Raw genomic sequence first — 20763 nt, forward strand, 5'->3', positions numbered from 1 at the left:
TGCACCCAGACGGTCTGCCCGGTCTGGATGGATCCGGTAAGGGTATTTCCGCCGCGCATGACGAAGTCGGCGGAGCCGGAGCCGGGCTCGAGGTCGAGAGCGGTGGAGTAGAGGGTGGCGCTGCTGGCGATGGAGCCGCCCAGGTAGTTCAGCGATCCGCCGGTGAAGGTCAAGTTGCCGGCGGTGGTCAGGGTGCCGCCGGAGACTGTCAGGTATCCCGAACTGACCAGCGAGTTGATCGCGGCCGTGCCCGTGCTGAGATGGACCGTGGCGGACGAGCCGATCATCACGTCGTCCGCCGTCCCCGGTACGGCCTGTCCGCTCCAGTTGTTGGGGTCGAGCCAGGAACTGGCGTCGCCCAGCCCGGTCCAGGCAACGGCAGAAAGCACCGTCCGCGCTTCCAGATCATCGAAGCGGGGACGCACCCGCCAGCGAATTGAGGAACGACCTCGCGACGCTCGTTCACGAAGATCAAGGCAATGAGGACGGGTGCGATGTCGGTTCACGAGGCGAAGCATGATGGAGAACTCCTGACCGCGAAAGGCACGTATCAATGTCGCTGCCAAGTGCGGGAGATCGTCATCGACGGCCGGCAAACAAGCTTGTCCGGAAGGCAGGCACAGCAATGCGTGAATGCGGCGTACGTCGACGCGCTTTCATTACCAAGAGGATGAATCGGGTTCGGAGTAGCTCATCGACCTTTGCGGATTCTCTCGGAAGGCGCCGCCGATGAGCCATAAGATATTCATTCACAATGGATTAAGACGTTCGCACGGCAGCCCACCAGATCAAGACTGTGGCGATCATGCATCAATCTCGACTTGAAGCGTGAAATCATGGCGTGATCGTGATAGCCTGATGATGCTGTTGTTCTTCGGTAAGACGACCGAGGGGACGGCCGATATCTCGAGGGCGAGTGTCGGGGCATCAGCTCATGTTGTCGAGTTCCCTGGAGCGTGGGGAGATGAGCCTGCGTGTCGAAGGTGACGTGACGCGGTGGATCGGGGAGATGCGGAACGGCGATCCGGAATCGGTCAAGTTGTTGTGGGATCGCTACTACGGCCATCTAGTACGCATCGCCCGGTCGGAGTTGCAGAAGAGATACAATGCCGAGGGGTTCGATGCCGAGGATGTCGCCCTGAGTGCATTCCACGTGGCGTGCCGGAAGCTGGGCAATGGCCGGTATGAGGGCGTATCTCGTCGCGATGAGTTCGCCCGACTGCTCATGCGGCTCTTGTTTCGAAAGATGCAGGAGTATCGATGCGCCGCGCATCGCGGGAAGCGTGGCGGCGGCCGGAAGAACGTGGACGGGATTGCGTTGGCTGAGCTTTTCGATCCCGGCTATCCCGAGGGTATCGCGCTCAGCGAGTTGTTCATGAAGGATCTCCTCGAATTTCTCCCGAATGACCAGCTCCGGCTGATCGCGATCTGGCGACTCGAGGGGTACACGCATCTTGAAATTGCTGATCGACTTTATTGCTCCGTTGCGACGGTCAAGCGCAAGCTCACGCTGATTCGCGAACGTTGGTCGGGACAGTTGGGATGAGTTCCAGCGAAACGGGCTCTCATTTTCGTCGAGCCCTTGAGAGAGACCGGCTTTGCGACGAGTACGAAGCCGAGCGGCGAGCGGGACTCCAGCCATGCATCGAGGACTACCTCGAGAAGGTCCTCGAGCCGGAACGTGGACCGCTACTCCGGGAGTTGCTGGCCATTGAATTGTCCCAGAACCGATCGAGAAGCCCTGCAGAGAGAGCGAAGCAACGCGATCGTTTTTCGAAGTGGGCGTCGGTGGTCGATCAGGTCTACAACAAGCAAGACGCCGACGGGACCGATGGGCAGGTTCAGGAAACCTATGAGAACACCTCCCGGTTTCTGGTGATCGAGAGGTATCGCAAGGGCGGCCAGGGGGTCGTGTACCTCGCCGACGACGAGCGGTTGGGACGAATCGTTGCTCTCAAGGAGATTCGCGACGAGCTGAAGGACGATCTTGAGATTCGCAAGCGATTTGAATTCGAGGCCCGGCTGACGGGCTATCTCGAGCATCCCGGCGTGGTCCCGATCTACGCCCTGGGTCACGGCCCAGGCGGCGAGCCTTACTACGTGACCCGAATGGTCCGCGGCGTCACGCTCAGGCAAGCGATCCGCGAGCTTCACGCTGGCGAGGTCTGGTCCTGGGGAGGACGCGGGAGACGAGCGGATCTCCATCGCCTGCTCCGGCGGCTCCAGGCGGTCTGCCAGACCATGTCTTACGTGCACGGCGTGGGAGTGGTCCACCGCGACCTGAAGCCCGACAACATCTTGCTCGGGGATTTCGGAGAGACGCTCGTCATCGATTGGGGCCTGGCCAAGCCCTTCAGTGCCGAAGGGCCTACGGCGCCGGGGGCCGATGTTCGTATCGTGTCCCTGGTGAGGGATCGGGGAGAGGCCACCTCGATCGGATCCGCTCAGGGGACGTTGCCGTACGCCAGTCCGGAGCAGCTCCGTGGCGACCCGGACGCCGGCTACCCTCCCTGCGACGTTTACAGCCTGGGAGCGACGCTCCATCAACTGCTCACGGGCCGAGCTCCTCTCGCCACGGGCGAAGACGCGAATCAGACTCTGGAAAGGGTATTCCAGGGGCGTGTCCCCTCGCCTCGCCAGGTCCACCACGGGATCCCGAGGGCACTGGACGCGATCTGTCGCAAGGCCATGGCCACTCGCCGTGAAGAACGTTACGGGACGGTGGCGGAACTCGAGGACGACCTCGACAGGTGGCTCGAGGGCGAACCCGTGCGGGCCTGTCCGTCCCCGCCGTGGGAACAACTGGCGCGCTGGGCGAAGCGGCATCGAATCAAGTCGACTGTCGTAGCGACCATGATGTCGCTCTTGCTACTCCTTGGCATCTTCCAGGTGCAACGCTCTCGGCTGGAGCGATCGCTCGTGGAGGCGGAAATCGATCGGCTCCAGGAGACCCCTCTGGCCCAGGTTGCGGCGTTCACCGGCAGCCTGGCGAAGACTCCGGATCTCGCCTCTGGGCTGGTGGCTCATCGACTCATTCAGGTCGGCGATCAGGCCAGGAGACGCAAGCTGGCGCTGGCCCTTGCACGGCTGGATCCGTCGCGGACGGAACTGGCCCGGAGCGAGCTGAGAGCGGACGCGCGGTATCGGTGGAATCTTGCTCGATCGCTCGTCGGGTCCAACTCGGATGGCGTGGATGCACCCGACAACCTCCGCTGGCTGCTTCGTCCCTTGCGAGCGGAGCTGCTCGAGCCGCTCTTCTTCTGCGAAGACAAGGAGGTCGTCGAGACGTTCCCCGAAGAGCTTCACGGGGCCGGTGCGTTGCTCCTGGATTACGCGAGCGATCGTCCGGACGTCCTCGCATGGGCGATCACGTTCGCATCGAACCGAGACTTTCCCGCCTATCTCAAGCTTCTCAAGAAAACGCCCGAGGCGTCGCGCAAACATCTCTCGGCCGTCTTTCTCAAGCATGGCTCGCTTGAGCTGGATCCCTACCGAAATCCGCGCTGGACGGAACCGAGCGCGGCGGACTTGCAGGCGATCGACGACGCTCAGGGCCTGGTGCTCCCTCATTCCCTTTGGTGCCAGACCATGCCCCTGGCGACGTTCCTGCGCGTCTCGGAGACGCTCCGGCCCACGGGGTTTCGGCCAGCTCGGGTCCGGCCAGTCGTGGGAGCAAGGGGAGAGCCCCTCATCGCCGCCATCTGGAATCGAGATGGTTTCGACTGGCGCCTGGAACGCGACCTGAGCACGGACCAGGCTCGTTCTCGGGATCGCGAGATGGCAAGTCAGGGATTCGGATGTGGTGACGTCGCCGTTTGTCCGGGACCGGATCCGAGTCATTCTTCTTACTCCGTCCTCTGGGTCCGCTGCGACTCCGAGATACGGCTTGCGGCTCGATTGCATGCCCGGAGCTTTCAGGACTGGGTCTCCTCACCTTCCGTCGGAGAGTCCGGGCGGCTGGAGGTCGGCCTGAGCCTGGAGCAGGCGCGTCACGACGACGAAATCATGAAGCCCCCCCTTCGCCGGTTTGCGCTGCTACAGTCCCTCAAGCGACCGGACGGGCGCGTCGAGGTGGGCGCGATTCGGCAGGAACGGGACGATTGGTACGACCGCTTTCCATTAACTTGCGGGCCGTTGGCAACCATCCGCGAAAGGGAGGGCCATCTCCTGGCCCAGACAGATGTCTGCCGGCTCCCTGCGGATCACTCGGGGGAGCCGGATCGCTATCTCGCCACCTGGCAGGAGCCCTCGACTTATCGGACGACATTCCTCGACGCCTCAGATCCAGCCTCTCACCGAGAGGAGGCGCGAACGCTTGCCGCGGCGGGCGCGTGGCCACTATCCGTTCAGTCCACTACAGACAAGGAGGGGGCGATCTCCACCGTTTCGGTGTGGGCCTCTCTTCACCTCGCGCGTTTTCATGATTATCCGGCGAAACCGCGGGTCAGGGCGGCGATCGCCCTCCATCAGCTCGGAGACCCCGGGCCGTTACGGAGCCTGCTTCGGTCCGGTCCGGACCCCACGGAGCGGTCCTGGTTGATCGAGATGCTTCGGACGCTGGAAGGGGACTGCGAAACGCTCATCCGGGAGTTCCGCGGCTCAACCGACGATTCCGTCCGAGGCGCATTGCTGCAGGCCATCGGGAATGGCGATCAGCCGACGGGACAAGATGCGTTCGTCGAGGAGGTCCTGACGCTGGCTTGCGGGGCGGCGGATCCGGGGCTGCGGGCCTCGGCCCGGTGGCTCGCGCGGCGTTGGGGGCTGGGCGAGGAACTCGCGGCCCGCGACGCCAAGCGACCGCGAGGCGAATCGACTCCTGGCGACGGCCGCCTCTGGTTTGTAAACAGGGAGGGTCAGGAATTCACGATCGTTCGGGGTCCGGTGACCTTTCTCATGGGAGAGACGAACCAAGAACTGGAAGCTCCCGGCTTCGCCCTCTCCCATCGCGTTCAAATCAACCGCGACTTCGCGATCGCGACGACGGAACTCACCGTGGCGGTCTTTCAGTGCTATCTCGACGATCCATCGGCCTCGGGGCGTTCCAACCGGACAGCAGCGGCAACGCCGTTCGGCCGCGAGCCCGACAGCCCCGCCCTGGGACTTAGCTTTTATGACGTCGCATACTTCTGCAACTGGCTGAGTGCACGTTGCGGAATCCCCAGGGATCAATGGTGCTTCATCGAGACCCCTTCAGGCGAGATCCAGCTTGCCCCGGACTACCTGCGGCGGACTGGCTACCGAATGCCAACGGAGGCCGAATGGGAATATGCGTGCCGCGGCGGATCCGTGACCCACCGCCCCTACGGTCGGGGCAGTCTCGACTCCGACGCGCTGCTCGAACGCTACGCCTGGTGCATGATCGGCCGGAGTTACAATTCCACCCAGCCGGTGGGATTGCTCAAACCCAATGACATGGGGCTCTTCGATCTTCTCGGGAACGCGCACGAATGGTGCCTCGACCCGGTCAAGCCCTATTGCACGGGATCGTGCGAGGCAACCGTGGTCGATTCCGAGAAGACGGAACCTCTGACATCGAAAGGCAAACGGAGTCTCCGCGGCGGATGGTTCAACATGCCTGTGTCCGGCCTCGGCTCGGCGCATCGGAGCTGGAACAGGGCATCCTATGGCGATCAGGAAACCGGCGTCCGACTGGCGCGTACGGTGAGGCCGCTTTGAACCGCATCTTCACTCAATTCCGAGCTGAAAGCGTAACGGCCTATTGATTTGGTCGGAGCGAGACCAGGCATAAGCTCCAAATGTCGAAAAGTGACACCCAAGTACGATTTGGACGCCGAGCACATCAATGCACCCATAATTCAAACATGCTGTCCAGCAAAGGCTCCCGGGGTTTTCAGCCGACCGTCACGCTTCCGGATCGGAAAGACTCGAACTCTTCTCTTTGATAGAGCACGCTCCAACCTGGGGACGTGACGGGCCACGTCGTTTCTGGTCGGCTGCTGGTACGATGTCACGCTTGTGGGGATGGGCACCAACCACCGACGCAGGACGAACCTCGCGATGATCCTGGGCAAACTCTGGCGTGCGTTCCGGGCTCAGCTCCACAAGCTTGCAGGCTCCTTCTGGGAGCCGGACCCGATCGCCGTGATGCAGCTCGAATATGATCGGGCCGTCGCCCAGCTCCGCGAAGGGCGCGAGGGCCTGGCCGACTACCGGGCGCTCGTGGAACGCGTCGCCCGCCAGGTCGCCCGCAACGTCGCCAACGTGGAGCGCCTGGACGCCACGGTGCGTACCTGCCTCGATGCCGGCGACCGCGAGACGGCCGGCCGCTACGTGCTGGAACTCCAGCGGGCGCGAAGAGACCTCGCCGACAACCAGGGACAGCTCCAGCTCCACGAGACGGCCTACGAGAACAACCTCCTCAAGATCAAGCAGGCCGGGAAGAAACTGTCGGAGATCCGCACCAAGATCGCCCGCTATGACTCCGAGCTGCGGATGAGCGCCGCCGAGGCGGAGATGGCGAGACTGGCCCAGGAGTTCCATGTCGACGCGACCACCGACTTCGGCCGGCTCGAGTCGGAGATCCAGGACAAGATCGACCTCAACCGGGCCAAGGTGAAGGTCGCCGCCGACCTGTCGAACGTGGGCGTGGCAGAGATCCGCCAGGAGATCGCCGGGAACGATCAGCTTGCCGAGGACGCCCTCCGCGAGTTCGAGGGGCAGGTCGCCCGAGAATCCGACCCGTCCATGCGAAGCCTCGCCCAGCCCTCCCGCGGACGGTTATCCCAGGTCGATTAGCGGGATTGTCGAAGGACGCGACGGCCAGGCCGACCCCTTGCCCTCATGCCGACTCCCCCTGCGAGATGGAGACCCGCGGATGGTAGGTTCCTGTTCGTCGGTCATGGGCACCTTGACGTGTTCCAGGCACCCGGCACGTCGGAACCCTGGATCGGGCTCGAGTTCCGCCAGCCGTGATTTCGCGAATTTCAGCGAGAACAATCTTTCAGAAGTCCCGGCCAACGCGGTCAAGAATCGCGGTACATGGCGCACTCTCTAGATAGGAGACCATCGCGATCGGACGAGGGTGCGCGCCGGGTTCGGAGCATCGCGAGTCCCGGGCAGAGGTCTCTCGCGGACGCGCGGCCTGAGACGACTCGATCCCGCGACGGTGCGTCGGCGGTCCCCGGGAGCAAGCATCGGGGTTCATCTTGATCGGATTCGAGGGGGCAAACCCAAATCAAGAAACGAATCTACGCGATTACCCCGTAACGACTTGCGTCAATATCCAGGTGACACCACCGCGACGATCGAAGCCAATTCCCCGCAGGACGCATCCGCCCGGATCGAAGGGTGGCACGGGCAGCCCGGAGGGGTGAGGTGGACCGTCATGGCACGTGGGCTCCATGGCACACGGGCCAGGCCGATCCGATGCAGTCAAGGAGGACGCGTTGATCGCGTCGGACCGGCTCGACCGCCGTGGCCGAGGGCCGGGCCGATTCGACGGGCGGGATCTCTCCTCGTGATCGGCCACCACGGTCATCCGCCGGCCATCGGAAAGTCGTGTTCCGATGGACGGCCTGGACGTCCGATCCCGGGCCGCTCGTGGGGTCAAGCGACGCGAAGAGACGGCCGACGTCGATCGCTTCGAACATCCGGCCAATCTCGGCGAACACACGGGTGAGGACTACCGGAAGCCCTGAGTTGCATGGTCTTGCAGCGAGGGTTACCCTGAAGGACCGCGCCCGGGTCAGGCCAAGTGCCGCCCGGAGCCCAAGTCGCCGATGAATCGCCAGAGAGGAACCTCGACAATGGCCGCCGGACAGCCGAAACCCGCCTTCTACGTGGCCCTGGCCGCGGTGGTGCTGGGCCTGATCGCGTTCGCCGTCTATCGCAAGGACGTGGTCGCGCCCAGGCCGGTCCAGCCGCAGGACGAGCCGAAGAACGGCGGGGGGGGCGGCCCGCCGATCGATCCCAAGGGCCTGGAGCAGGTGGCCGAGTCGACCGACTCCACCAGCCCGACCACGGTCAAGGAGTACAAGTTCGTCCCGGCCGAGAAGCTCCCCCCCGTCAAGGGGACCGGCAAGTACAAGCCGCTCGACCAGAACAACAACACGGTCCGGTTCGCGCTCAACGTCTGGGCGGGCTGGGCCCCGATCGTGCTCGCCAACGAGGGCTTCAAGGCGGGCAAGGAGTGGAAGACCGCCGACGGCAAGCCCTTCAAGGTGGACCTGGTCCTGATCGACAACCCGGTCGCGATGCGCGACGCGTATGCCTCGGGCGAGGTCCACATCGGCTGGGGCACGCTCGACATGGTCCCGCTCTTCCTCGAAGGATTCGTCGACTCCCAGGGGAAGCCGAAGGACTCCACGATCATGCCGCGGATCTACCAGCAGGTGGATTTCTCCAACGGCGGCGACGGCATCGTCGTCCGGGAGAACATCAAGACCGTGGCCGACCTCCGCGGCAAGAAGATGGTGATGGCCCAGAACTCGCCGTCGCAGTACTTCGCGCTCAACATGCTGGTCTCCGGCGGCGTCCAGCCGTCCGAGGTCCAGATGATCTACACCGACGACGCCTTCCAGGCCGCCGCGGCCTTCAACAATCAGAAGGACATCGCCGCCTGCGTCTCGTGGGCGCCGGACATCTACAACCTCTCGGGCGTGAAGGGGAACCGCCTGCTGGTCACGACCAAGGAGGCCAATCACCTGATCGCCGACATCTGGTTCGCCCGGGCGGACTTCGCCCGCGACCACGAGCCGATCCTGGAGGCGATCACCCGCGGGATCTTCGGCGCGATGGAGGAGCTCAAGAGCGAGGGGGCCCGCCAGAAGGTCTCCGGCCTCATGGCCGCCGGCTACAACATCCCGGCCAAGGACGCCCTGGGGATGTTAGGGGACGCCCACAGCACCAACTGGGCGGAGAACTTCCAGTTCCTCCTCAACCAGAACAACCCGACGAACTTCGAGCGGATCTGGCAGCGAGCCTATTACCTCTACCGGCGGATCGGGTCGATCCAGCATCAGCCGGTCCCCTTCGACCAGGTGATGGACTTCTCAATCATCCAGAAGCTGGGCAAGGAAGAGAAGTTCGCCTCCCAGAAGGCGGAGTATGGCACCCAGGCCCCGGCCAAGGACCTGCAATCCGTGCGGGCCGAGGGGGACGAGATCCTGACCAACACCGTCGTCCTCCACTTCTTCCCCAATAGCTGGGACCCGTTCAAGAAGGTGCAGCGGACCGTGGACGGCAAGGCCGTCGAGGAGATGTACGACCCCAACGTCGGCAACGTCCTTGAGGAGATCGCCCAGCTCGCCGGCCAGTTCGGCGCAGCCCGGATCGTGATCGAGGGCCATACCGACGCCTCGATGCGCGGGCAGGTCCCGCCCTCCCTGGTGAAGGAGCTGTCCCTGAACCGGGCCAACGCGATCAAGGAGGCCCTCCTTCAGAAGTATCCGAGCCTGGACCCGAACCGCTTCAACGTGGACGGCGTGGGCTGGGACCGCCCGGCCGATCCCAGCGACCCGGACAGCCACAGCAAGAATCGCCGGGTCGAGGTGAAGGTCCTCACGGCCGAGAAGGCGGCGTGAGGGTGTTCCGGATGGATTGAAATCCGAGCGCCGTGGACGTGTCCTTGACACCCGGCGGGCCATTCCCGACCCCTCCACCACGGAGGGGAGGGGATCGAATTCCGCCCTCCCCGTTCCTGGTGAAGCTGGATGGATCAGAACGAAACGGCGGGCGCAAGTGAGCCGTCCAGCCCCAGGCGCGAGTCCGACCTGAAGCTGGAGGCGACCCCTCCCGTCGACGAGCCGATGGCCGCGCCGGCGGTTCCGCCAGTCCCGCGCCGATCGCTCCTGGGCCGGCTCAGGCTCGGCCTCCGCGAATCCGCCCCGCGGTGGCAGGTGTTCCTGATGGGCCTGCTCGGAATCGGGGCGTGCTTCGGCCTCTGGTGGTTCGTGACCCGGGGCGAGCCGGAGGAGCGGATCCTATCGCCCTCCTCCGGCCTGAGCAGCCCGTCCGAGACGTTCGCCACCTTCCACAGCCTCTGGTTCGACCGGGGGCTGACGCGAAACCTGCTGACGAGCCTGCGGCGAGTCGCCTCGGGGTTCGGGCTGGCCACCCTGGTCGGGGTGCCGCTGGGGATCCTCTGCGGCTGCTTCACGCGGGTCGACGCCTTCTTCATGCCGATCACGCTCTTCGGCCGGAACATCCCGGTCGCGGCGCTGATCCCGCTGACCTTCTCGCTCTTCGGGATCGGCGAGCTCCAGAAGACGATGTTCATCTTCATCGCCTGCGTGGCGTTCATCGTGTCCGACACCGCCCGGGCCATCCGGGAGGTCCGCGAGTCGTATGTCGACTCGGCCTACACGTTGGGGGCGGGGCGGTGGCAGACGATCATGAAGGTGCTGGTGCCGCTGGCCCTGCCGAGCGTCTTCAACTCGCTGAGGCTCCTCTTCTCGCTGGCCTTCGGCTACATCATGCTGGCCGAGGTGGTGAAGTTCGGCGGCGAGTCGGGGGGCCTGGGCGACATCATCAACACGTCGCAGAGGCGCGGGCCTCGCGAGCACGTCGTGCTCGTCCTCCTGATCATCCCCGTGGTGGCCCTGGCGATCGACCGGGCGCTGCTCTGGATCCAGAGCGAGCTCTTCCCGTACCGCTACGGAGGCGCGGGCCTGCTCCACTCGCTGGTCCGGGCGGTCATGCACGGCTGTGAGGACCTGAAGGGCTTCCTGTGGCGGAGGCCCCTGCCCCCGGCCGTGGCGGCGGAGCTGGCGGGCCCGCCCCGACCGTCCGCGAGCGGACCAGCCGACGGGGAGGGTCCATGAGTCAATCCGAGCCGGGAGCCGGAGTGCCGCCGGACAGGAAGGTCGGGGTTGGCGAGGTGCTCGGCCACGTCGAGACGCCCGACGAGGTGTCGCTGCCGCACGTGGTCGAGTTCCGGTCCGTGACCAAGACGTACAACCCGGGGGGTGCGAACGAATTCACGGCGATCCGCGACGTGACCTTCGTGGTCCAGGACCTGATCGACAAGGGGGAGTTCATCGGCATCCTCGGGCCCAGCGGCTGCGGCAAGAGCACGATCCTCCGGCTCATCGCGGGACTTCGGCCCCAGTTCCCGGCGACACGGGGGGACGTCCTGGTCTTCGGCCGGCCGGTCGAGCGGCCCGGTCCGGACCGGGGGATGGTCTTCCAGGACTACACCAGCTTCGATCATCGCAACGTCCTGGACAACGTCGCCTTCGGCCTGGAGTGCCAGGGCGTGCCCCGCAGGGTCCGCTACGAGGTGGCGCGGGAGTGGATCGCGAACGTCGGCCTGAGCGTCGCGAAGGACCAGTACAAGTACCCGCACGAGCTCTCCGGCGGGATGCGGCAGCGGGTGGCGATCGCCCAGACCCTGATCCTCAGGCCCCGGATCATCCTCATGGATGAGCCCTTCGGTGCGCTCGATCCGATGACGCGGATGAACATGCAGGACCTGCTCATCGACCTCTGGCGGCGGACGCAGGCGACGGTCTTCTTCGTCACCCACTCGATCGAGGAGGCCGTCTTCCTGAGCGATCGAATCTACGTGGTGAGCAACTCACCGGGTACAATCCTCAGGGAACTGAAGGTGGAGCCGTCGGATCGCCCGTCCAAGGAGATGCAGCGTCAAACTCGGTTCCAGGAGACGGTCTATTACCTCCGCGACCTGATCAGCCAGCTCGAGGAGAGCCAGCGGGCCGGCACCTGATCGGTGAAAGGAACACGATCCCCGTGGGCCTGGGCAAGTACCTCAAGAAGGCGTTCCTCAACCACTGGAACCTGCTGGTCTTCCTGGGCGGGATGGGCTTCGCCGCCCTCTCCGGCCAGCCCGACGTGTACATCCCGCTGGTCCTCGCCGGCGAGGCGGCCTACGTCGGCGTGGTCGGCACCCACCCCAAGTTCCAGCGGATGGTCGACGTCCAGGAGCATCAGGCCAACCGCAAGTCGGACTCCGAGGTCGTCGGCGAGGCCTTCGACCGGATCCGGAAGTCGCTCCCGTCGCGTCAGCTCCGCCGGTTCGAGGCCCTCCGCGACCGCTGTGCCACCCTGCGGCAGCTCGCCCGCCAGATGCAGGAGACCGACGACCCGACGGGACTCTCCACCAACGAACCGTTCGAGGACCTTCAGCTCTCCGGCCTCGACCGCCTGCTCTGGATCTACCTCAGGCTGCTCTACACCCAGACCATGCTCGAGCGGTTCCTGGAGAGCACCAGCGAGGCCCAGATCCGGGGCGAGATCAAGAAGCTGGAGGACCGGATCGCCGGCTCCTGGAAACCCGGACCGGACGCGGTGATCCCCGAGTCGCGGCAGAACATCCTCAAGACCCTCCAGGACAACCTGGAAACCTGCCGCGCCCGGCTGCAGAACCTGGAGAAGGCGAAGGAGAACTACGACCTCGTGGATGCGGAGATCGGCCGCCTGGAGAACAAGATCCAGTCGATCACCGAGATGGCGATCAACCGGAAAGACTCGAGCTTCGTCACCGGCCAGGTGGATCAGGTCGCCGCCAGCCTGGTGCAGACCGAGCAGGCGATGAACGATCTCCAGTTTGCCACCGGCCTCGATCCGCTCGATGACATGGCCCCCGCGATCGTCCCTCGCGGCCAGGCGATCCCGGAGACTCCTCCGTCCGCCGAGCCACCTCCCCCCCGCCCCCGGGCGAGACAGACCGACGACGGAATTCGATACTACTGACACACCACGCCCGAGGCTGCCCTCGGCGATTCCCGATTCAGTCGTCCACGGTGATCTCGGCCTTGAGCTGCTCCCCCGAGACGAACTGGAGCGCCTCGCAAAGGGCAAGCTGCCTGGCATACTGCGTCCGTGCTTGGCCCTGAAGCAAGATCCGGCCACCATCCTCCCGAACAATCAGATCTCGAATGCAACCACGTGCGGCCTTGCGAACTCTTGATTCCATCAATTCCGCCAAGGATGTCACAATCCTCCCCCTTCCTGGTGGTCAGCGAGGATGATCACCATCTGCTGCTCTATTGCCGCACGCCGCGTTCCATTCGACCCCGCTTCTACTCGCAAATTAGGACATCCAGGCCCAAAGGTGGACTGGTATTTCCGCGACCCGCCATATTTTCGCGTTTCGACCACTCAAAACGGTCGAAGCGAGCCCATAATTTCACCCGGGCAATATTGACGGCCGAATATTATCCGGGTAAAATAGAAGGGTAACCCGGAGGGACTCGAGATGAATCAGAACGACGTTCGCGCCTTCACGGCCTTCGAGGGGACGACACGGATTGCCCGTGGCGACCTGCGACACGTGGCCGGCGTGGTGAAGGGCCGATATGACCGGCCGGATCGGGCGCCGATCCTGGTCTTCGACGACGCGACGGCGGTCCAGGTGGACCTGGACCTCGGAGGGACGGCGGAGCAGGTCGCCGCCCGCTATGAGGAGACAACCACGTTGCCGGAGGCCGCGGAGACCACCGCCCAAGAGGGAGACCTCGCCCGCCGGCCCGGTCGTCCGCGGCTGGGGGTGGTCGCCAGGGAGGTGACCTTGCTCCCGAGGCACTGGGAGTGGCTGAGCGACCAACCTGGCGGCGCGTCGGTCGCGTTGCGCCGGCTCGTCGAGCAGGCGAGGAAGCTGAGTGCCGACGCGGACCGGAGCCGGGCGGCGCGGGAGCGGGCCTATCGCGTGATGACGGCCCTGGCCGGGAACCTGGCCGGGTACGAGGAAGCGACCCGGGCCCTCTTCCGCGACGAGCCGGACCGGCTCGATGAGCTGATTCGGGACTGGCCGCCGGATCTGTACGCGTATCTCCGGGAGCTGAGCGGGCGCGTGGACCAGGCGTGAGGCGGTGCCGGCCCGGACGAATGGTCCGGGCCGACTGGAGTTCGCGGGCGTTCCTCGCCGGTTGTCTCATCGGCTAGAATCGTCCGTGGCACGGGCAGCAAGCTCGGCCGCAGGCCGGCCCATCGTCGCGGCCGCACCGCGGCGAGCGGGGCCCTTGGTATCCGGACCGATCGACCCGATGGAATCCACGTTCATAGGCAATCCGGCCCCGGGGTTCGACCTCGCCTGCACGCGCTTCCCCGACCCGTCGCGGCGGCGCGTCCGGCTGGAGGACTACCGGGGCCGATGGCTCCTGCTCCTCTTCTATCCCCGCGACTTCTCGCTCATCTGCCCCACGGAGCTGATCGGCATCTCCCAGCGATTCGACGAGTTCCAGGCGATGGGCTGCGAGGTCCTGGGCGTGTCGTGCGATTCGCTGGAATCGCACGAGCGGTGGATCGCCACTCCCATCTCGAAGGGAGGGCTCGGCGGCCTGAATTTCCCCCTGGCGAGCGACACCGACGGCGTGGTCTCGGCGCGCTATCACGTCTTCCAGGCCAGCCAGAGCATCCCGGTCCGCGGCACCTTCCTCATCGACCCCGACGGCCTGACCCAGTACCAGGTGGTCCACTCGCTGAGCGTCGGGCGGCGGAGCCAGGAGGTCCTCAGGGTGCTGCATGCCCTCCAGTCGGGGGGACTCTGTCGCGAGGACTGGATGGTCGACAGTCCCGTCCTCGACCCGTTGGGCGCGCTCAAGACCGGGCATTTCTTCTCGCACTACCTCGTCGAGATGGAGATCGGCTCGGGCACGTTCGCGCGGGTCTTTCGCGCCCGCGACCTCCAACTGGACCGCCCCGTCGCGCTCAAGGTGTTCAAGCCCGATTGCCCCGTCACCCCGGGCGCCGCGCTCGCGGAGGCCAGGGCCGCCGCGGCGCTCAATCACCCCAACGTCTGCACGATCTACGCGGTCGATGACACGGCGGGCGTGCCGATCATCGCCATGGAGTACGTGACCGGCCGGCCGCTCTCCAACTTGCCCCGGAACGGACCGATGCCGACGGACGGCCTCATCGAGATCTCGCGCCAGCTCGCCGCGGGGATGGCCGCCGCGCACGAGTCCGGGATCGTCCACGGCGACCTGAAGCCGGACAACGTGATGATCACCGAGGACGGGCTCGTGAAGATCCTCGACTTCGGCCTGGCCCGGCGACTGCGGAGCCCCGGGCCGATCGAGTCCCGGGAGACGCCGATCCTCGGCCTGGCGGACACCGCGGACGGGGTCTTCGGGACCCCGCGCTACCTGGCCCCGGAACAGACCCGCGGCGAGGCGTCCTCCTTCGCCAGCGACGTCTTCTCCCTCGGCGTCGTCCTCTACGAGCTCGCCACCGGCAAGGTCGCTTTCTCCGCGCCCAACTTGCTCCAGATCCTGGACCGGATCCGGACCGTCGATCCCGAGGCGATGAGCGCCGAGGTCCCCGAGCCGTTCCGTTCCCTGATCCGCCCCATGCTCGAACGCGAGCCCGGGCGGCGGACCATGACGATGCGGCGCCTCACCGATGACATCAGCACGCTCAGCGAGGCGATCTGACGTCCCTCCCGGCCATCCCGTTCTTTCCCCCCGCGCAACGCGTCCCCACGACGAGAGGTAGTGCCTTGCCCGCCGAGAATCCCCCATTCCTCGCCATCTTCGACCATGACGGGGTCCTCGTGGACAGCCTGGAGCTGCATCAGGACGCCTGGGTCGAGCACGGCCGTCGGACCGGCCTGCCGGTCACCCGTGAGTTCGTCCTCGAGACCTTCGGCATGACCAATCCTTCACTCCTGAGGAAGCTGATGGGCGACGGCCTCGAGGATGCCGAGATCGCCCGCCACACCGACGGCAAGGAGGCCTGCTACCGCGAGCTGGCGACCGGCAACATCACCCTGATCGACGGGGTCCGAGACCTGCTGGACGGCCTCACGGCGGCCGGCGTTCGGCTCGCGATCGGCTCCAGCGGCGTCCGCGGCAACCTCGAGCTGACCGCCCGCGAATGCGGGCTGGAGGGCCGGTTCGCGGCGATGGCGGGCCTCGAGGACATCACCCGGGGCAAGCCCGACCCGCAGGTCTTCCTGGTGGCCGCATCCCGGGCCGGCGTCGAGCCGGGGCGGGCGGTCGTCTTCGAGGATGCCCCGGTCGGCATCCGCGCCGCGAAGGCCGCGGGGATGTACGCCGTCGGCATCACCAACACCCACCCGGCCGGCCCGCTCCGCGAGGCGGGTGCCGACGAGGTCATCGAGACGTTCCGCGGCTACGACGTCCCCGCGTTGATCGATCGGCTGAAGGCTCGCGGGCTCGCCTGAGGCAGCACGCCTCAGACATCCCCGCCGAGTGTCGACATCTCCGCCGTGAGTCCGGTCCCGCCCGGATCCGAGACCCGGAGCACGACCCGGCGGAGAAGTTTGCCCAGCAGAGGGGTGGCCTTCTTCCCGGCCTCGAGCACGTCCTTGTGGCTGATCGGCGCGACGCCGACGCCGGCCGCGGCATTGGTCACCAGGGCGAAGGCCAGGACGTCCATCCCGCCGTGCCGGGCCACGATCGCCTCCGGCACGGTCGACATCCCGACGACGTCCGCGCCCAGGGTCTGGAGCATCCGGATCTCGGCCGGGGTCTCGTAGCTGGGACCCGGCAGGCACGCATAGACCCCCGGGATGACGTTGATCCCCAGCCGCTTCCCCTCCTCCCGGGCCACGGCCCGCAGCTTCTTGGAGTAGACCTCGGTCATGTCCGGGAACCTCGGCCCGAAGCTGGCGTCATTTGGACCGCGGAGGGGGTTGCTGCCGATCAGGTTGAGGTGATCCGACAGGCAGACGATGTTCCCCGGGCGAAGGTCCGCCCGGATGCCACCCGTCGCCGCCGTCAGGATCACGGTCTTCACCCCGAGGAGTTTCAAGACCCGCATCGGGAACGTCACCACCTCGAGCGGATGGCCCTCGTAGTAGTGGAACCGCCCCTGGAGCAGGATCAGACCGGCCCCGGACGTGCGCCCGACGATCAGGTTCCCCGCGTGACCGGCCACGGTCGGCACGGGGAAGTTTGGGATCTCGGCGTACGGGATCGTCACCGCGTCGGGCAGGCCCTCCGCCAGCTCGTTCATCCCCGAGCCCAGCACGAGCGCCACCGTCGGCAGGGCCGGGATCGCCTTGCGGATGAAGGACGCGGACTCGGCCGCCCGGGCGGCGAGGTCTCCGATCGATTCACTCATAAGAGGATCCCCGCGATGCACGCCGAAAGGAAGTTCGCCATCGTCCCCGCCAGCAGGGCCCGCCAGCCGAGCTCCGCGAGGTCCCGCCTCCGCTCCGGGACCAGCGCCCCGATCCCGCCGAGCTGGATGCCGATCGAGCTGAAGTTCGCGAACCCGCAGAGGGCGAAGCTCGCGATGTCGAACGATCGCGGCAAGATCGTCGCCTTGAGGGCCCCGAGGTCCTTGAACGCGATCACCTCGTTGAGCACGGTCCGCGTGCCGAGCAGGCCGCCGACCTCGCGGCAGTCCTCCCAGGGGACGCCCAGCAGGTAGGCCACCGGCGCCAGCAGCCAGCCCAGGATCTTCTGGAGCGAGGTCCCGACCTGGCCCAGGCCGAGGTTGATGAGCGCGATCAGCCCGAGGATGGCGATCAGCATGGCCGCGATGTTCAGGGCCAGCGTGAGCCCGTCGCGGGTCCCGCGCGAGATGGCGTCCAGGACGTTCGCGTCCTCGACCTCCGACGACGGCCGCGTGTGGCCGAGCGTCTCGGGCTTCTGCGTCTCCGGCAGGAAGAGCTTGGAGAGCAGGATCGTCCCGGGGGCCGTCATGATCACGGCCGTGATGATGTGCCGCGGCTCCACCCCGTAGCCGAAATAGACCGCCATGATCCCGCCGGAAACGTGGGCCATGCCGGACGTCATCACCGTCAGCAGCTCGGACCGCGTCAGCCGCGGCAGGTAGGGCCGGATCGTCAGCGGGGCCTCGGTCTGACCCAGGAAGAGCGACGCCGCCACGTTCAGCGACTCGGCCCCGGAGGTCCCCATGAACCACGCCATCACCACCGCGAAGAGCCGGACGATCCACTGCATCACGTGCAGGTAGTAGAGGGCCGCGAACAGCGCGGCGACGAAGATGACCGTGGGCAAGACCCGGAACGCGAAGACGAAGCCGCCCGGCCCTCCCGGATTTACGAGTGCGTCGCCGAAGACGAACTTGGCCCCCTCGAGCGCGCACCCCAGGACCGACTCCACGGTGCCCCCGGCCGCACGCATCGCCTGGATCCCGGCCGGCACGCGAAGGACGAAAATGGCGAAGGTCCACTGGAGGATCAGCCCCCAGAAGACGATCCGGCCCGAGATCGCCCGTCGGTTCTCGGAGAGGAAGACGGCCACGCCCAGGATCGCGAGCATCCCCACGAAGCCCCGCGCCCGATCGACCAGGTCGACCAGGTCGATCGACTCCGGCAGCGAGAATCGAGCGCTCCAGCCGCCCAGTTGGAGCTTGTATCCCCGACGGACCTCCACCGGACCGGGCTCTACCTTGGCCGGCCCGGCCTCGGGCTGCGGATGCGCCGCGGGGAGATCGGCCGGCGGGGGCCCTTTCGCCTCCTGGGCCGAGGCGACGGTCGCGAGGGGTATCAACAGAAACGCGATCGGCCAGATCCACCGCATTCGGGAGCCCTTCACAGTGGTCGAGTCAGTCCGCCAGGCGATCGATGATCACGTCGGCCGGAGAGAGGGGCTCCGGCCCGATCTGAAAGGCCGATCGGACCGCCGCGACGGCCTCCGTCAGCCGGGTCGCGTCGTTGTAGTGGAGCGTGCAGAGCGGTTCACCGGACTTCACGAAGTCCCCTTCCTTCGCTTGCAGGCAAAGCCCGACGGCGTGGTCGACCCCCTGATCCATGCGGGTCCGCCCCGCCCCCAGGAGCATCGTCGCATGGCCGATCGGCCAGGCCGCCAGCCGCTGGACATAGCCCGACTCGGGCGATACCACGTCCTCCCTGCTCCGGGCCGTCGGCAGCCTCGAGAAATCGTCGAGGCTCGTCGGATCGCCCCCCTGGGCCGCGACGAGCCGGCGGAAGCGCTCGAGCGCCTCGCCGGAGTCAACGACCCGCCGGCAGGTGGTCCGGGCCTCCTCGAGCGACTTCGCCTTGCCTCCCAGGAGGACCATCTCCGCCGCCAGCTCGAGGCTGAGGTCCATCAGGTCCTTCGGCCCCCCGCCATTGAGGCACTCCACGCTCTCGATGACCTCGAGGGAGTTCCCCACCATGAGGCCGAGCGGCTGCTCCATCCGTGTGATCAGGGCGGTGATCCGCTTGCCCATGCTCCGGCCGATGCCGCACATGGCCTCGGCCAGCGCCCGGGCGTCCTCGAGCTTTGCCATGAAGGCCCCGTTGCCCGTCTTCACGTCCAGCACCAGGCCGTCGATCCCCTCCGCCAGCTTCTTGGACATGATCGAGGCGGCGATCAGCGGGATCGATTCCACGGTCGCGGTCGCGTCCCGCATCCCGTACAGGTACTTGTCCGCCGGGGCGATCTCCGCCGTCTGGCCGATCATGACGAGCCCGCACTCGCGGAGCACCCGTCGGTAGCCGTCCAGGTCCAGGTCGGTGCGGAACCCCGGGATCGACTCGAGCTTGTCGAGCGTCCCGCCGGTATGCCCGAGCCCCCGCCCCGAGACCATCGGCACCGGCACCCCCGCCGCCGCGGCGATCGGCGCCAGGATCAGCGACGTCTTGTCGCCGACGCCCCCGGTGCTGTGCTTGTCCACCTTCAGGCCCGGGAACATGGACAGGTCGACGATCGATCCCGACCGCATCATCGCCATCGTCAGCGCCGAGGTCTCCTCGCCCGACATCCCCTTGAGCAGGATCGCCATCAGCAGCGCCGACCACTGATAATCCGCCACGTCCCCCCGCGCGATCCCGCCGACCATCCACTCGATCTGCTCCGCCGAGAGCGTCCCCCCGTCCCGCTTCGCCCGAATGATGTCAACCGCCCTCATGAGTGCCCCCGGGTAGAAAGGCCACAAAACGAATCTGGCCACTTATAAACACAGATTCACACCGATCATTCAGGGAGGTCAGGTAACATGCCCCCGACAGCCTGCCCGATCGCCTCGCTCTCAACCTTACCTTTCCCCATCTCCTGCATTATCTGTGTCCATCTGTGTTCATCTGTGGCTAAATTCCTCTTCGTTCTTTCATCCGTGGCTCACGTGGTCGCGAACTGCCGATCGCCGGCATCGCCGAGTCCGGGGTGGATGAAGCCGACGTCGTTGAGCCGTTCGTCGACCGCGGCGACGTGGATGGCGACCTCCGGCATGGCCTCGGCCATCTTCGCGATGCCTTCCGGGGCGGCGATCAGCGAGATCAGCTTGAGCCGGGGCACCCCGGCGTCCCTGAGGATCTCGCAGGTCCGGACCGCCGAGCCGCCGGTGGCGAGCATCGGGTCGACGACCAGGCCGAGGGTGATCCGCGGCTTGCGGGGGAACTTGTTGTAGTACTCGGTCGGCCGCAGGGTGGCCTCGTCGCGGAAGAGGCCGATGTGCCAGACCTCGGCCTCGGGGATCAGCTCGAGGATCCCCTCGGTCATGCCCAGCCCGGCCCGCAGCACGGGCACGATGCCGACCACGTCCCGGAGCGTCCGCGTCGGCGCCGTGCCCAGCGGGGTCTGCACCTGCCCATCCTTGGTCGGCAGGTCGGCGGTGGCCTCGTGGGCCAGGAGCATGGCGAGCGAGCGGACCAGCCTTCGGAATTCCGGCGGGGCGGTCTGAGTGTCACGAAGCCTGGCGACCTTGTGCTGGACGATCGGATGGGTGGAACAGAAGACCTGGGGCATGCGGTCCTCCCACGGACGGGCTGGAGGGTATCGAGGCGGCGATACGGCTTCGTCGGTACCGGCCGGGCGGGAGGACCAGGTCGGACCATCGCGGCGAATGACGCGGCGTACATCCTACCGGAGAATGGCCTGCGATTCATGGCCCCTCCGACCCGGC

Annotated in this window: 14 protein-coding genes and 1 pseudogene; 10 read left to right on the plus strand and 5 right to left on the minus strand. The window is 66.3% G+C overall.

Annotation, left to right across the window (positions count from 1 at the left end):
* Nucleotides 1-389: pseudogene (locus G6O54_RS13705) on the minus strand (hypothetical protein); the annotation flags it as partial.
* Nucleotides 390-964: 575 nt separating this feature from the next.
* On the opposite strand from G6O54_RS13705, the gene G6O54_RS13710 reads away from it, so the two are divergent.
* From G6O54_RS13710 to G6O54_RS13755, 10 genes are all read left to right on the plus strand, one after another.
* Nucleotides 965-1546, plus strand: a complete 582-nt coding sequence (locus G6O54_RS13710; protein WP_165226199.1) for an ECF-type sigma factor — start codon at nucleotides 965-967, stop codon at nucleotides 1544-1546.
* A 242-nt stretch (nucleotides 1547-1788) separates the two neighbouring features.
* Nucleotides 1789-5676 carry a bifunctional serine/threonine-protein kinase/formylglycine-generating enzyme family protein gene (locus G6O54_RS13715; protein WP_165226209.1) on the plus strand — a complete coding sequence of 1296 codons (3888 nt, stop codon included), beginning with the start codon at nucleotides 1789-1791 and terminating at the stop codon, nucleotides 5674-5676.
* Between the two features lie 342 nt (nucleotides 5677-6018).
* Nucleotides 6019-6756, plus strand: a complete 738-nt coding sequence (locus tag G6O54_RS13720) for a PspA/IM30 family protein (RefSeq protein ID WP_165226210.1) — start codon at nucleotides 6019-6021, stop codon at nucleotides 6754-6756.
* A 1010-nt stretch (nucleotides 6757-7766) separates the two neighbouring features.
* Nucleotides 7767-9542 carry a phosphate ABC transporter substrate-binding/OmpA family protein gene (locus G6O54_RS13725; protein ID WP_165226211.1) on the plus strand — a complete coding sequence of 592 codons (1776 nt, stop codon included), beginning with the start codon at nucleotides 7767-7769 and terminating at the stop codon, nucleotides 9540-9542.
* Between the two features lie 129 nt (nucleotides 9543-9671).
* Entirely contained in the window at nucleotides 9672-10781 is a 1110-nt protein-coding gene (locus G6O54_RS13730; protein ID WP_165226212.1) for an ABC transporter permease, read from the plus strand.
* Nucleotides 10778-11686 carry an ABC transporter ATP-binding protein gene (locus G6O54_RS13735; protein ID WP_165226213.1) on the plus strand — a complete coding sequence of 303 codons (909 nt, stop codon included), beginning with the start codon at nucleotides 10778-10780 and terminating at the stop codon, nucleotides 11684-11686. The genes G6O54_RS13730 and G6O54_RS13735 overlap by 4 nt, the downstream gene beginning before the upstream one ends.
* A gap of 23 nt (nucleotides 11687-11709) precedes the next feature.
* Nucleotides 11710-12672, plus strand: a complete 963-nt coding sequence (locus G6O54_RS13740; protein WP_165226214.1) for a hypothetical protein — start codon at nucleotides 11710-11712, stop codon at nucleotides 12670-12672.
* A gap of 505 nt (nucleotides 12673-13177) precedes the next feature.
* Nucleotides 13178-13786, plus strand: coding sequence for a DUF2239 family protein (locus G6O54_RS13745; protein ID WP_165226215.1), 609 nt, complete (start codon nucleotides 13178-13180; stop codon nucleotides 13784-13786).
* 154 nt (nucleotides 13787-13940) lie between these two features.
* Nucleotides 13941-15353 carry a protein kinase domain-containing protein gene (locus tag G6O54_RS13750; RefSeq protein WP_165226216.1) on the plus strand — a complete coding sequence of 471 codons (1413 nt, stop codon included), beginning with the start codon at nucleotides 13941-13943 and terminating at the stop codon, nucleotides 15351-15353.
* A 65-nt stretch (nucleotides 15354-15418) separates the two neighbouring features.
* Nucleotides 15419-16105: an HAD family hydrolase gene (locus tag G6O54_RS13755; protein ID WP_165226217.1), complete on the plus strand. Its 687-nt coding sequence runs from the start codon at nucleotides 15419-15421 to the stop codon at nucleotides 16103-16105.
* 11 nt (nucleotides 16106-16116) lie between these two features.
* Here G6O54_RS13755 and G6O54_RS13760 read toward each other — a convergent pair whose 3' ends face one another.
* The 4 genes from G6O54_RS13760 to upp form a co-directional block, all read right to left on the minus strand.
* Entirely contained in the window at nucleotides 16117-17007 is an 891-nt protein-coding gene (locus G6O54_RS13760; protein ID WP_165226218.1) for a purine-nucleoside phosphorylase, read from the minus strand.
* Nucleotides 17004-18437 carry a NupC/NupG family nucleoside CNT transporter gene (locus tag G6O54_RS13765; RefSeq protein WP_205678778.1) on the minus strand — a complete coding sequence of 478 codons (1434 nt, stop codon included), beginning with the start codon at nucleotides 18435-18437 and terminating at the stop codon, nucleotides 17004-17006. The genes G6O54_RS13760 and G6O54_RS13765 overlap by 4 nt, the downstream gene beginning before the upstream one ends.
* Nucleotides 18438-18462: 25 nt before the next feature.
* The gene (locus G6O54_RS13770) at nucleotides 18463-19770 is read right to left on the minus strand and encodes a thymidine phosphorylase (RefSeq protein ID WP_165226219.1); all 1308 of its coding nucleotides are present in this window, start codon (nucleotides 19768-19770) and stop codon (nucleotides 18463-18465) included.
* A gap of 209 nt (nucleotides 19771-19979) precedes the next feature.
* A complete protein-coding gene (gene upp, locus G6O54_RS13775; protein ID WP_165226220.1) occupies nucleotides 19980-20606 on the minus strand; it encodes a uracil phosphoribosyltransferase in 627 nt (208 codons plus the stop codon).
* Nucleotides 20607-20763 lie beyond the last annotated feature (157 nt).

This window comes from Aquisphaera insulae (assembly GCF_011064615.1).
Classification (GTDB): Bacteria; Planctomycetota; Planctomycetia; order Isosphaerales; family Isosphaeraceae; genus Aquisphaera; species Aquisphaera insulae.